The sequence below is a fragment of the Ancylobacter sp. 3268 genome (assembly GCF_031456575.1).
In the GTDB taxonomy this organism is placed as follows: domain Bacteria; phylum Pseudomonadota; class Alphaproteobacteria; order Rhizobiales; family Xanthobacteraceae; genus Ancylobacter.
The window spans coordinates 187,815-200,661 of sequence record NZ_JAVDUX010000008.1; the positions used below are offsets into that span (position 1 = coordinate 187,815).

The 12,847-nt window shown below is 66.6% G+C and carries 14 protein-coding genes; 3 read left to right on the forward strand and 11 right to left on the reverse strand.

Features of this window, described 5'->3' with window-relative positions:
• Positions 1-141: 141 nt before the first annotated feature.
• Both J2X65_RS13550 and J2X65_RS13555 read left to right on the forward strand, forming a co-directional pair.
• Positions 142-765 (forward strand): TetR/AcrR family transcriptional regulator, encoded by a 624-nt coding sequence (locus tag J2X65_RS13550; protein ID WP_310201901.1) that lies wholly within the window; start codon positions 142-144, stop codon positions 763-765.
• A gap of 188 nt (positions 766-953) precedes the next feature.
• Entirely contained in the window at positions 954-1,934 is a 981-nt protein-coding gene (locus J2X65_RS13555; protein WP_310201809.1) for a LysR substrate-binding domain-containing protein, read from the forward strand.
• Here the strand turns inward: J2X65_RS13555 and J2X65_RS13560 are convergent.
• The 9 genes from J2X65_RS13560 to J2X65_RS13600 all read right to left on the reverse strand — a co-directional run bounded on the left by J2X65_RS13560 (position 1,861) and on the right by J2X65_RS13600 (position 9,548).
• Positions 1,861-2,385 (reverse strand): gluconokinase, encoded by a 525-nt coding sequence (locus J2X65_RS13560; protein WP_310201811.1) that lies wholly within the window; start codon positions 2,383-2,385, stop codon positions 1,861-1,863. The two genes, J2X65_RS13555 and J2X65_RS13560, sit on opposite strands and share 74 nt — an antisense overlap.
• Positions 2,386-2,397: 12 nt before the next feature.
• A complete protein-coding gene (locus tag J2X65_RS13565) occupies positions 2,398-3,678 on the reverse strand; it encodes a TRAP transporter large permease (RefSeq protein ID WP_310201903.1) in 1,281 nt (426 codons plus the stop codon).
• A 5-nt stretch (positions 3,679-3,683) separates the two neighbouring features.
• Positions 3,684-4,244 carry a TRAP transporter small permease gene (locus J2X65_RS13570; RefSeq protein WP_310201813.1) on the reverse strand — a complete coding sequence of 187 codons (561 nt, stop codon included), beginning with the start codon at positions 4,242-4,244 and terminating at the stop codon, positions 3,684-3,686.
• 60 nt (positions 4,245-4,304) lie between these two features.
• Positions 4,305-5,300, reverse strand: coding sequence for a DctP family TRAP transporter solute-binding subunit (locus J2X65_RS13575; RefSeq protein WP_310201815.1), 996 nt, complete (start codon positions 5,298-5,300; stop codon positions 4,305-4,307).
• Between the two features lie 57 nt (positions 5,301-5,357).
• Positions 5,358-6,263: an NAD(P)-dependent oxidoreductase gene (locus J2X65_RS13580; protein ID WP_310201817.1), complete on the reverse strand. Its 906-nt coding sequence runs from the start codon at positions 6,261-6,263 to the stop codon at positions 5,358-5,360.
• A 25-nt stretch (positions 6,264-6,288) separates the two neighbouring features.
• Positions 6,289-6,621 (reverse strand): putative quinol monooxygenase, encoded by a 333-nt coding sequence (locus J2X65_RS13585; RefSeq protein ID WP_310201819.1) that lies wholly within the window; start codon positions 6,619-6,621, stop codon positions 6,289-6,291.
• A gap of 42 nt (positions 6,622-6,663) precedes the next feature.
• On the reverse strand, positions 6,664-8,022 hold the full coding sequence (locus J2X65_RS13590; protein ID WP_310201821.1) for an SAF domain-containing protein: 1,359 nt from the start codon (positions 8,020-8,022) through the stop codon (positions 6,664-6,666).
• Positions 8,023-8,119: 97 nt separating this feature from the next.
• On the reverse strand, positions 8,120-8,278 hold the full coding sequence (locus J2X65_RS13595) for a hypothetical protein (protein ID WP_310201823.1): 159 nt from the start codon (positions 8,276-8,278) through the stop codon (positions 8,120-8,122).
• A 388-nt stretch (positions 8,279-8,666) separates the two neighbouring features.
• Entirely contained in the window at positions 8,667-9,548 is an 882-nt protein-coding gene (locus J2X65_RS13600) for an NmrA family NAD(P)-binding protein (RefSeq protein ID WP_310201825.1), read from the reverse strand.
• 316 nt (positions 9,549-9,864) lie between these two features.
• Between J2X65_RS13600 and J2X65_RS13605 the strand changes: the two genes are divergently transcribed.
• The gene (locus J2X65_RS13605; RefSeq protein ID WP_310201827.1) at positions 9,865-10,818 is read left to right on the forward strand and encodes a LysR family transcriptional regulator; all 954 of its coding nucleotides are present in this window, start codon (positions 9,865-9,867) and stop codon (positions 10,816-10,818) included.
• 69 nt (positions 10,819-10,887) lie between these two features.
• Here J2X65_RS13605 and J2X65_RS13610 read toward each other — a convergent pair whose 3' ends face one another.
• Entirely contained in the window at positions 10,888-11,277 is a 390-nt protein-coding gene (locus tag J2X65_RS13610) for an acyl-CoA thioesterase (protein ID WP_310201828.1), read from the reverse strand.
• Positions 11,278-11,343: 66 nt separating this feature from the next.
• Positions 11,344-12,846: a tripartite tricarboxylate transporter permease gene (locus J2X65_RS13615; protein ID WP_310201830.1), complete on the reverse strand. Its 1,503-nt coding sequence runs from the start codon at positions 12,844-12,846 to the stop codon at positions 11,344-11,346.
• Position 12,847 lies beyond the last annotated feature (1 nt).

Sequence of the window (12,847 nt, forward strand, 5' to 3'; positions counted from 1 at the left end):
GGGAGGCGTCAAGATAAAATGACCAAATGGTCACAAGATTGCGCAGGCAAATCAAATCGTTATATTTGTTAATGCATAACGAGAAGGCGAATGACGATTTCTGAGGACGAGCTGACGGTGACGCGCCCCCGCCGGCGCAACATGCGGGCGCCGGAACGCGAACAGGCCATTCTGGACGCGGCAATCCGCTTTTTCGCCGAGCAGGGCTTCGAGGGGCAGACCCGCGAGCTCGCCAAGCGCATGGGCATTACCCATTCGGCGATCTATCGCCATTTCCCCAGCAAGGAGGCGCTGATCGAGCGCGTCTACGAGCATGTGTATGTCAGCCGCTGGAAGGCGTCCTGGGGCCCGCTGATCGCCGACCGGTCACGGCCGCTCGACCAGCGGTTGGAGCAGTTCTACCGGGAATATGTCGAGCAGGTCTTCGACCATGACTGGGTGAGGATCTTCGTGTTCTCCGGCCTGCGGGCCGTCGACATCACCAGCCGCTACCTCGACATCGTCCGGCGCGAAGTCATCGAGCCCGCCTGCGCCGAGCTGCGCGCCGAATTCGGCCTGCCGGACGTGGCGCAGGCGCCGCTCACCGAGCGTGAGACGGAAATGTTCTGGGGCCTGCACGGCCGCATCTTCTACATCGCGATCCGCCGCTATGTGTACCAGGCGCCGGCGCCCCGGGATCTCGACGACATCATCGCTGATGCGGTGCGGATATTCGTGATCGGCGCCCGCGCGGTGTTGCCGGACGTCGTGCGGCGCGGCTCGTAAAGCGCGTCGCGCGAGGCGTGCGGGCGCGGCGCGGACGATGCCCGCTTTCCGCAGACGCCTGGCTGCCCGCTCCGGTCGGCGCGGCATCTCCTGCCGTGCCGCTGAAGCATCGGGCGGAGGGTTTCGTTGGCGTTTGCCGGGAACCGCCAGGGCCTTCTATGATGGGTCATCAAAGCCAGCGGTGTGCGATGCAACTGCCTATCCGCGCCATCTTCGTGTTTCATACCGCCGCGCGCCTCGGCAGCATTTCCAAGGCGGCGGAGGAACTGAGCGTCACGCCCTCCGCCGTCAGCCAGCAGATCCAGATGCTGGAAACCCAGCTCGGCCTGACGCTGATGAGCAAGGTCGGGCGCCGCGTCATGCTCACCGAGGCGGGCGAGCGCTACTTCTCCACCATCACCGACGAGGTCGAGCGGATCGCCGAGGCGACCAATCTCATCCGCGGCTATCGCTCGGTCACCACCTTGACCGTGCGCGCGACGCCGACGCTTTCCAACAAATGGCTGTTGCCACGGCTCGGCGCCTTTCTCGACCGCAATCCCGATCTCGACGTCCGCATCGACGGCACCAACGAGCCGACCACCTTCCGGCGCGAGGTGGTGGATATCGAAATTCGTCACGGCGACGGGCGCTGGCCCGGCATGTTCGTCGAAGGCCTGGCTGAGGAAGACTTCTTCCCGGCCTGTTCGCCCGATTACACCCCGGCCGGCAGCCTCACCGCCGCCGAGCTGCCGCGCTTCCGGCTGATCCATTCGGTGAAATCGCAGGCGCAATGGCCGCGCTGGTTCGCGCTTGCCGGGGTGGAGCCGGGCGAGCGCTGGGCGCGGGTGTCGTTCGACCGCAGCCACATGGCCATCGACGCCGCCGCCGGCGGCATGGGCATCGCGCTCGAGAGCACGCTGATGATGGAGCGCGAGCTGGAGAGCGGGCGGCTCATCTGCCCGGTGGCGGTCCCGCCGCCGATACGGCTGGTGACGCAGTGGATCGTATGCCCGCACGAGCATCTGCGGCAACGCAAGGTGCGGCTGTTCCTCGATTGGCTGCGGGCCGAGCGGGCCGGATGGGAGATGCGCCGTCGCAATGCCCGCGCCGCGCTCAGCGCGACGGAGCTTCCGCCGGCTGCACCCGCCGCAGCACCGCGTCGACGATCTGCGCCGGCGCCAGGGTAAGCGAGACGGCAAAGGTATCGGCTTCCCCGGTCGGCGGCTCCAGCGTCGCCAGTTGGCTTTCGAGCAGCGAGGTGGTGGCAAAATGCGCCGGCCGCCCGCGAAGCCGTTCGGCGATGAGTTCACGCGGACCGTCGAGGAACACGAAGCCCACATCGCCCAGTTGGCGGCGCAGGAAGTCGCGATAGACGCGGCGCAGCGCCGAGCAGGCGATGATCACCGGGCGCTGCGGCTCCGCCCGCGCCGCGGCGCAGACCGCCGCCAGCCAGGGCCAGCGCATCTCGTCGGTCAGCCCGATGCCCTGGGCCATGCGCGCGACATTCTCCGCGCTGTGCAGGCGGTCGGCCTCGATGAAAGGTGCTGCGAGCGCGCCGGCAAGCCGCTGGGCGATCTCGCTTTTGCCCGCGCCGGATACGCCCATCACCACGATGAATTCTGCGGCTGTGTCCATCATGCTCCGCCGCGCTCAATAGAGGCCGAGGGCGCGTATCGGCCCGAGCGTCAGCACCGGGAACAGCACCAGCGCGAAGATGGCGAGGGTGAGCACCGCCATCGGCGCCAGAGAGCCCTTGATCACATCCTCGATCCGCATCTCCGCGACCTGCGCCGCGGCGAACAGGCACACGCCGACCGGCGGCGTCACGAGGCCGAGAGTCAGCGTCATCACCGTCACGATGAGGAAATGGATGGGATCGATGCCCAGCGTCGCCACCGGCGGCATCAGCACCGGAATGAGGATGAACATCGCCGGGATCGCTTCCATGAAGATGCCGATGAGCAGCAGGAACACGAAGATCGCCAGCATTCCGGTGGTCGGGCCGAGGTCCATCGCCGCGAGGACGGCGGAGAGCTGCTGCGGCAGCCCCTCATAGGCGAAGACCCAGGCGGCGATCTGCGAGGTCGCCGCGATGAAGAGGATGCTGCCGGAGAGGCGCGCGGTCGAGATGAAGATCGCGGGCAGCTCGGAGAGCGGGATGGTCTTGTAGACCAGCACGCCGAGCACGCCGACATAGAGCACCGCCACCGCCGCCGCCTCGGTCGGGGTAAACACGCCGCTGGCGATGCCGATGATCAGGATCAGCGGCGTCAGCATCGGCAGGATCGCTCGCAAGCCGGTGACGAACACCATGCGCAGGTTGAATTTCGAGGGCGGGTTGTAGCCGTAGCGCACCGAATAGAAGTGGTTGAACACGATGAAGGCGAAGGCGATGAACAGGCCCGGCACCAGCCCCGCCACCAGCAGCGTGCCGATCGAGACATTGGCGATGGAGCCGGCGATGACGATCAGGATCGAGGGCGGGATGATGGAGGACAGCGTCGCGGTGCACAGCGTCATGCCCACCGCATAGCCCTTGGGAAAGCCGTGGCGCTCCATGGCCTTGATCTCGATGGCACCGACCGAGGCGATATCGGCGACCGAGGAGCCCGAAACGCCGGAGAAGATCACCGAGGACAGCACGTTCACATGGCCGAGCCCGCCCGGCAGCCAGCCAACCATGGATTCGGCGAAGTCGAAGATGCGCTCGGCGACGCGCCCGCGTTCCATCACCGCGCCGACCAGGATGAACAGCGGCACCGCGACCAGCAGGAACGAGTTCATCGACGAGAACATGGTCTGCGTCAGCAGATCGAGCGGCATGGAGGTGAACATCAGCAGCGTCGCCACGCCGGCAAGGCCGAGCGCTATCGCCAGCGGCACGCCGATCATGCTGAGCACGATGAAGATGGCGAACAGGATGAGGCTCATCATGGCTAGTGCCCTCCGGTCGCGGAAACGTCGGCATGGAGCATCTCGCGGGCGAACTCGTCCTGCATGAGGCCGGGTTCGGGCACCGCGATCAGCTCGCGACGGCTGCGTACCGATTCGATGATGGCGAGGATGGCGATGGCGGAGGACAGCGGCATGATGATGCCTATCACCCACATTGGCAGCGGCAGCGTCGCGGCCTCCTCGTTCATCATGATCTGCTGCTCGACCAGGGCGATGCCCGTCCAGCCGATCAGGATGAAGAAGCCGACGCAGAAGAGGACGTAGATAGGCACCGCCAGATACCGCGTTACCTCGCGTGCCATGGCGAGGAACACGATCACCCGTGCGTTCTCGACCGTGCGGAAGCCGGCGGCCAGGCCGAGAAACACCATCCAGATGAAGAGGAAGCGTACCGCCTCCTCGGTCCAGGGCAGCGGATGCCCGACAAGGCGGCTTGTCACCTGGAGAAGCACCACGATGAGGATGCCGCCACAGGCCGCGCCGGCGGTGTAGTCGGCGACGATCTGCACGAAACGTCCAAGCGTGAAACGGCTGGGGGACATGAGATCACCCTGTGTCCACTGGGAAGGGAGAGGGCGGCCCTGTGCAGGCCGCCGTCAGGGTCAGCTCTTGCCGGTGAAGGCCGTGGTGCGGTCGAAGAACGAGGGATCCTTCACCAGGCCCTGGAAGACCGGATAGAGGCTTTTGGAGACGGCGACGAAGGCGGCGCGCTGCTCGGCGGTGAGCTCGTTCATCGTCATGCCGTTCTTCTCGAGCGTGGCGATCGACTTGGCGATATCGGCCGCATCGTTCTTCGCCTTCCACTCCTCGGTCTCAGCCGCCGCCTCGTTGAGCGCGGTCTTGAACGGCTCCGGCAGCGCCTGATAGCGGCGGGGGTTGATGCCCACCACCCATGCATCGGCGATGTGATTGGAGATGGTGAGGTATTTCTGCACCTCGTACAGGCGGGCGCTCACCGGCACGTTGACCGGGTTTTCCTGCCCGTCCACCACGCCGAGCTGCAAGGCGTTGTAGACCTCGGCGAAGGCCATCGGAGTGGGTGCGGCGCCCATGGCGCCGAAGAACTTGACCCAGAGGGGGTTGTTGGGAACCCGCAGCTTCAGCCCCTTCAAATCGTCGGGGCTGGTGATGGGCCGCTTGGAATTGGTGATCTGCCGCAGCGGGCGCGACCACAAATCGAGCCCCATAATGCCGATCTTGGAAAGATCGCCGCGCAGCTCCTCGCCGAGGGGGCTGTTGAGATAGGCGCGCAGCTGCTCGACGTCGTCGAACAGATAGGGCACGGCGATCGCGGTGAATTTGGGATTGAAGGTGGCGTAGAGCGAGGTGGCGTTGAACAGCATGTCGAGCGAGCCGCTCGCCAGCTGCTTCACGCCCGCCGCCGGGTCGCCGCCATAGAGCGTGCCGTTCGGGAATACCCGGATTTCCAGCTCGCCTTTGGTCTTCTGCTTGACCAGCTCGGCGAAGTGATTGGCGGCAAGGGTGATCTCGGACGTATCGGCATCCGGGGTGGATAGGGTCAGCGTCTCGGCACCGGCCGGAACGGCGAGCGCAAGCGAGGCGGCGATTAGCAGGCCGCGGATCGAAAAGGCCGTCATGTCGTTTCCTCCGTATCGGGATTCTGTGTCCCGGCTTGTTGACATTATTGAACGTTGTCAGGCGTCGAGGGCAGTGTCAGCCGAGCGATTGGCGCGTCGCAGTTCGACGAGCACGGCGCTGTGGTCCATGTCGGCGCCGCCATGATCGACGAGATTCTGGAATAGGCGGTCGACGGCGTCGGCGACGGGCAGGCTGAGGCCGAGCGAACGGGCCAGGCGCAGCGCCGTCGACGTGTCCTTCACCTGGTATTTGGCCGGGCCTCCCGGCGTAAAGTCGCCGCGTACCATGCGCTCGCCATGCTGGCGCAGCACGGTCGAATCGGCGAAGCCGCCGAGCAGGGCCTCGCGCACCCGCGCCGGGTCGGCGCCGCCGCGCTCGGCGAGCAGCAGCGCTTCCGCCACCGCGCAGATGTTGGAGGCGACGATGAGCTGGTTGGCCAGCTTGGCGAGCTGGCCGGAGCCGGCCGGCCCGACATGGGTGGTTCGGCCGAGCGGCGCGAAAAGCGGCGCCAGTTCCTCGATGGTGCCGGCGTCGCCGCCGGCCATTATGGCGAGCGTGCCTTCACGCGCTCCGCGCTCGCCGCCGGAAACCGGCGCATCGACATAGCCGAGCCCGCGCCGCGTGCAGGCATCGGCCTGGGCCCGTGCCGTCTCGACCGGGATCGAACTCATCACCACCAGCGTCGCGCCGGTACGCATGGCGGCGAGGGCACCGTCGCGTCCGCCCAGCACCGCGTCGCATACCGGGCCGGAACTGAGCATGCAGATCACGACGTCCGCTCCCGCGGCCGCCGCGGAGGCGGACGGAGCGATCTCGATGCCATGGCCGGCCAGCGCTTCGGCCTTTTCCGCCGTGCGGTTCCAGACGCGGAGCCGGTAGCCCGCCCCGGACAGCCGGCGGGCCATGTGGCCGCCCATGATGCCGGTGCCGATAAAACCGATGGATGGAAGCGCTGCGGGCATGGCGGGCGGCTCCTGCGCGCCGGGATCAAGGATATTGCCGTCCGCCGAAGCGGACAGGCCGCTCCTCGACGATCAGCGACGGGAAGGCGGCGCGAAAGCGCGCCAGATGCGGCGTTTGCAGATGCGCGTCGAAGGCGGCGCGGCTGTCATACACCTCGTAGAACAGCACGCTGTCGGCCTCGCCCGTCGGCCGCACGACATCGAACTGCCGGCACCCGGGCTCGTCGGCGACCGAATGGCTGGCGTCGTCCTCGGCTGCCGCGAGAAACGATTCCATGGCGTCCGGCTTCACCCGGAATTCGGCGATGACGACGAAGGCGTGATCGGGAGCGGAACGGGTCATCATGTCCTCATGCATCGAACGGGGATCCTTGGGCCGGATCCCCGCCGCGCGGCCGGATCAGGCGGCGACGCTGGTGCCCGCGCGGAAGGTGTCTTCCATCTCGCGGCGCAGGCCCACCACATCGAGATCGGCGGTGAGCTCGACATCGTCGAAGCTCACGATCTGGTCTTTCTTGATCGGCCGCTTCAGCTTGACGTTATGGGCAAGACCGATCGGCAGTGCGCGAAGATCGAGGCTGCGCGCCGCCGGAATGGCGTTCGCCCACACCGCATAGCCGCCCTCGCCATCCAGCACCTCGCCGGGCTGCATGTCCTTCTTGGCGGTGGCGACGGCATCGCCGCGGAACTCCCTGGAGCAGCCGGTCGGCTCACCGCGCAGGCAGGCCGAGAGCACGCTCACCGAGGTCTCCAGCCCGATGATGTGGAATGGGCGCCACATCGAGGCGTACCAACCGGAGGGATCGGTCAGCAGGCCGTACTGCTTGAAGCAGGCGCGGGCATATTCATTGTGCGCCTTGAAGGTGACGAACACGCCGTAGCGAATGTTGTTGTAGACCTCGCGCCCGTCCGGCTCCTGGCTGGCGGCGATGTCGACGAGGCCCGAGCGTGCCATGCGCCCGCCATCGGCTGCGGGGCGGAACACCTTGGCCAAGTCGTGCAGGCCCGCCGGCGGGAAGGCGAGGCCGTCATCCGGGCAATCGAGGCCGGTGCCGTTGGCCACCGCCGCCATCTCGATCGCCGCCTTGGTTCCGTCGGTGAAGGAGTTGTACATCTTCGGGTTGAAGTCGCCGGCCTTGACCTCCTCCTCGGTCCAGCCGAAGAAGCCCCACACCGTATCGGGGGTCGAGTAGCGATAGCGCGGCTCGAAATTCATCCCCTTGCCGGCGGCGGTGATCTCGAAGCCGGTGGCGCGCGCCCAGTCGACCAGTTCGCAGATCAGCGCCGGCTGGTCACCATAGGCCATCGAATAGATGACGCCCTTCCTGCGGGCGCGCTCGGCGAGGATCGGGCCGACCATGACGTCGGCTTCCACATTCACCATCACCACATGCTTGCCGGCGTCGATGGCGCCCAGCGCGTGGCGGGTGCCGGCGATCGGATGCCCGGTCGCTTCGATGACGCATTCGATCTCGTCGCAGGCGAACATGGCGTTCACATCGTCGGTGACGAAGGTCTTGCCGGTCTTGACCGCGTCGCCGGCACTGGTCGCCGTGTAGCGCTCTGCCGGCCAGCCGACGCGGGCCAGCGATTCCTTCGCCTTGCCGACATTGAGATCGGCGATGACGACGATCTGCAATCCCTCGATGCGCTGCGCCTGCGCCAGCACCATCGAGCCGAATTTGCCGGCGCCGATCAGGCCGGCGCGAACCGGGCGGCCCTTGGCGGCGCGCGCGTTGAGTAGGGACGAGAGATTCATCGGGCGATCCTCAATACGATGCTGTTGGGCGTTGCGGACATGGGCGGCCATGGAGGCGGACATGGGTCCGCGCTCACGCCGCGGCCGTGCCGAGGCGTCATTGCGTTCTGCGCAGATCGCCGTCGCGCGGCCGGTCGGCCGGCGTCGAGGCGATGCGGGTCATCGGAAGCGGCGTAAACTCCTCCACCGGAGCCAGGAATGACCCTGCGGCTCGCGGCGCGGCAGCGTTGTTTTCTTGCTGCTCGAGAGCGACCATGGAGGAAATCGGCCATTAGCGCTATTTAGAAAGTCATGCCGACTTGTTAGTTGAACTAAACATTTGTCATGGCGGCCGCCGGCCGCCGCCGTGGTGTTCCGGCTTCGGTCCACGCCGATCCGGCATTCGGCCCTGGCGGCGATCAGACGCCGGGCCGATCGAGCAGCCGGGCGAGGGCGATCGGCGCGGCACTCGCTCCCTGCTTGCGAGCACCTCCGGCGAGCTCGGGACCGTTCGCGGCGCGACCCTGGGCGAGCGGAGCGGAAGGTGCAGAGGCCGATCATGGAATGGTCTCACACCCCGTGTGACGATCGTTTCCATGTCGATCCTCTCGCGGATAGCCTGCAGGCTGCGGCCTCCGCCTGTTTCCGAGGTTCGCAGCGCCGATTCAGGCCGCGTCCGGGTCCCCGCTGGCACGGACCAGTGTGGCGATGACGCTTTCCAGCGTGGTCGTGCCCTTCACGGCCGAGCGGCCCTGGTCATGAAACGCGATCCAGCCGTCGTTGAAGCCGTCGATCATGCGGATGCGCGGTTGCGGATTGCGCGTGCCCTGAGCCCGAAAAATCGGCTCCCAGCTTTCGCGCGGCACGATTTCGACCGAGACCGGCCGCCCCAGCGCCGCGGCGAAGGCGTGGGCGATGTCGTTCGGGGAAACGCGGGTGGGACCTTCTAGTTCGACCACGCGCATGCCGCTCCAGTTCTCCCGCAGCAGGGCCGCGGCGGTACGCCCGACATCCTGTGTCGCGACCATCGGGAAGGTCTTGTCCGCCGGCTGCAGGAAACTCCGCAGCACACCTTCGTCCCGCGCCGCCGGGACGTCCCATTGCGCATTCTCCATGAACCAGCCGGGGCGCAGGAAGGTGACCGGCAGGCCGATGTCGGCCAGCGCTTGCTCCAGCAATGTGCGCTGGGTCAGCAGATTCTCATAGGGAGCGTCGGTGCCGATGGTCGAGAGGCAGACCACCTTGCCGGGGCGCGCCTCGACCAGCGCCGCACGCACCGCCTCGATGACCCGCCGTGCCTCCGGGAAACCAGTTTCGGGGTCGAATTCGGACGGCGGCAGGATGAAGACGCCCTCGGCGCCCTGGAACGCGGCGGCAAGGCTCGCCGCGTCATCCATCTCGGCCAGGGCCGCTTCGCAGCCGAGCGCCGTCCAATCGGTTGCCTTGCCGGCATCGCGCAGGACGGCGCGGACGGGAAGGCCCTCGGTGAGCAGACAGCGGGCAAGCGCGCCGCCGACCTTGCCGGTGATTCCGGTGATGGCGAACATGGTGTTCTCTCGATGTTACAGCAGGTTGATGTCTGTGCTCGGGCGAGCCCGGCATAGCTAGCAGCGGGTGATCTGATCGCTCCAGATCGAAAGGTGTTACCGATGCGGGTGAGCAGATGACATACCGTGATGGCGTCCTGGCTGGGCTCAGGCGCAGCGATCCGTCCGTCACGAGACCAAATCCTTCCCTCGGGTGGACGGGTGATCGTCTCCACTCTGTCGACGCCGTTGTAGGTCGCGCGATGATGTGATTCACGCGCATAAATATCAGCGCTATGGTGACCAGAAATCACGGCTCGTTCGCGCGGGGACCAGCTTGAGTTTCGATACGCGACTGCTCACCGGCGTAGGCGTCCTCGCTGCGGTCACCGAAGCGGGCAACTTTGCCCGCGCGGCGGAAATGCTCGGCCTCACGCCTTCCGGGGTGAGCCGCGCCGTCGCGCGTCTGGAGACCCGCGTCGGGGTGCGGCTGTTCGACCGCAACCCGCGCGAAGTCAGCCTCACCGAGGAAGGGCGCCGCTTCCACGCTCAGGTGATGCCGCTTCTTGCCGGCCTCGATGAGGCCGTCGCCGAGGCCGCCGGTGCCGCGGCCGTCGTACGCGGGCGGCTGCGGGTTTCTGTGGACCCGTGGTTCGCGCGTATGGTGCTCGCGCCCAGCCTCCAGCAGTTCCTCGCGCGCTATCCGCTGCTGTCGGTCGACGTCTCGACCAGCAACTATCGGGAGGAGATGATGGCGGGCGTTGATGTCGCCGTGCGCTTCGGTCCGCCTGACGCATCATCGCTGATCGCGCGCAAGCTTCTGGAAACGCAGGTCTTGACCGTGGCGGCGCCCTCTTATCTCGCGCGCCATGGCGAGCCGCGTTCGCCGCACGATCTCGTCCATCACGAGGCGCTGCTTTTCCGTGATCCACAGACGGGACTGCCTTTCCCGTGGGAGTTTCATCGCGGCGGCAAGGTCGTGGAGGTCAAGGTCTCGGGCCGGCTGGTGCTGGACGATCCATCGGTGGCGGTGTCCGCCTGCGTGGCGGGCCAGGGTGTTTTCCAGGGCCTTCGGGTTGGCCTGTCTCCGTTTCTGGCGCGCGGCGACCTGGTGCGGATTTTGCCGGATTGGTCCGAGGAGTCGTATCCGCTCTATGCCTACCACCCTTCGCGGCATCTCCCGCCGGCGAAGGTCCGGGCCTTTCTCGACTTCATCCAGGAGTGCGGAGAGGAAGGAACTCGGGCCGACAGGCGTGAGGCCATTCGTGCGATCGATGTCGAGGATTCTTAAGTCAGCGTTCCGCCGATCATCGAGCTTGCAATGCCCGGTTCGCGTCCACAGCGCCTTCCTCAATAGGGCTCATTGCCCGTCGATCGGCCGCGGCCGGCGGTCGGTGCCGATCGCCACGAACGTGAAGGTCGCCTCCGTCACCTTGTTCAACGCCTCGCCTTCACGGGGGCGACGCCAGGCCTCGATGCGGATGCGGAGCGATGTGCGTCCCACCGACAGGACCTCGCCATAGAAGCTCACCTCGTCGCCGACCAGAACCGGGCTGAGAAAGCTCATGGCTTCCACCGCCACGGTGGCAACGCGTCCCTTGGCACGGCGCGTGCCGACATTGCCGGCGGCGAGATCCATATGCGCCATCAGCCAGCCGCCGAAAATATCGCCTGCCGGGTTGGTGTCGGCGGGCATGGCGATGGTCCGGATGACCGGCGAATTCGGCGGCGGCTCGGCACTGGCGGTCATGGTCGAAATCCGTCAGGGAATGCGGAGCGGGGGCAACTGCGATGCGCCCCCGCCCGGCGGTGAGGGCTACTCGGCGAAGACGTCCTCGCGCCCGCGGCGGAAGCTCGGCAGCAGCACCACCACCAGCATGATGGCCGCGATGGCGAGCAGGCCGGCGGAGATCGGGCTCTCTATGAAGGTCGCCATGTCGCCGCGCGAGACCAGAAGGGCGCGCCGGAAATTCTCCTCCATCAAGCGGCCCAGAACGAAACCGAGCAGCATCGGCGCCGGCTCGAAGCCGAATTTAGCCAGGAGGTAGCCGGCAAAGCCGAACAGCCCGATCAGCAGCACCTGCACCGGCTCGGAATTGATCGAGAAGATGCCGATGGAGCAGAACATCAGGATCGCCGGGAACATGAGGTGATAGGGCACCTTCAGCAGCTTTACCCACAGGCCGATCATCGGCAGGTTGATGATGAGCAGCATGAGGTTGCCGATCCACATCGAGGCGATCATGCCCCAGAACAGGTCCGGCGAATTGGTCATCACCAGCGGGCCCGGCACGATGCCGTGGATGGTCATCGCGCCGACCATCAGCGCCATCACCGCATTGGGCGGAATGCCGAGGGTGAGCAGAGGGATGAAGGAGGTCTGCGCGCCGGCATTGTTGGCGCTCTCCGGCCCCGCGACGCCTTCGATCGCGCCCTTGCCGAAGCGGCTGGGATCCTTGGCGATTTTCTTCTCCAGCGTGTAGGCGGCGAACGGGCCGAGGACGGCCCCGTTGCCCGGCAGGATGCCGAGGATGGAGCCGATGATCGTGCCGCGCGCGATCGGCGCTGCCGACTGGCGCATCTCCGCGCGGCCCGGCAACAGCCGGCCGATGGCCTGCTTCACCACGTCCCGCGTCTCGACATTGTCGAGATTGCGCAGAATCTCGGCGACGCCGAACACGCCCATGGCGAGCACGGCGAAATCGATTCCATCCGCCAGGAATTCCATGCCGAGGGTCATGCGGGCTTCGCCGGTCTCGAGGTCGATGCCGACCGTAGACAGCAGGATGCCGAAGAGGATCATGGCGATGGCCTTGATGATCGACCCGTGCGCCAGCACGACGGCGAAGACGAGGCCCATCACCATCAGCGAGAAATACTCCGCCGGACCGAAGACCAAAGCGAGGCTTGTCAGAGGCTTGGCCAGCGCCGCGATCAGTAGGGTCGCGAAGGTGCCGGCGATGAAGGAGCCGATGGCGGCGATGCCGAGGGCGACACCCGCCCGCCCGCGCCGCGCCATCTGGTGGCCGTCCAGCGTCGTCACCACCGCCGTCGCCTCGCCGGGAATGTTGACGAGGATCGCGGTGGTCGAGCCACCATATTGCGCACCGTAATAGATGCCGGCGAGCATGATGAGCGCCCCGACCGGATCGAGCCCGAAGGTGATGGGCAGCAGCATCGAGATGGTGGCGATCGGCCCGACGCCCGGCAGAATGCCGACCAGCGTTCCCACCAGGCAGCCGGTGAGGCACAGGACGAGGTTCTTGAGCGAAAAGGCGACGGCGAGGCCGAGGCCGAGATTGCCGATGAGATCGAACATG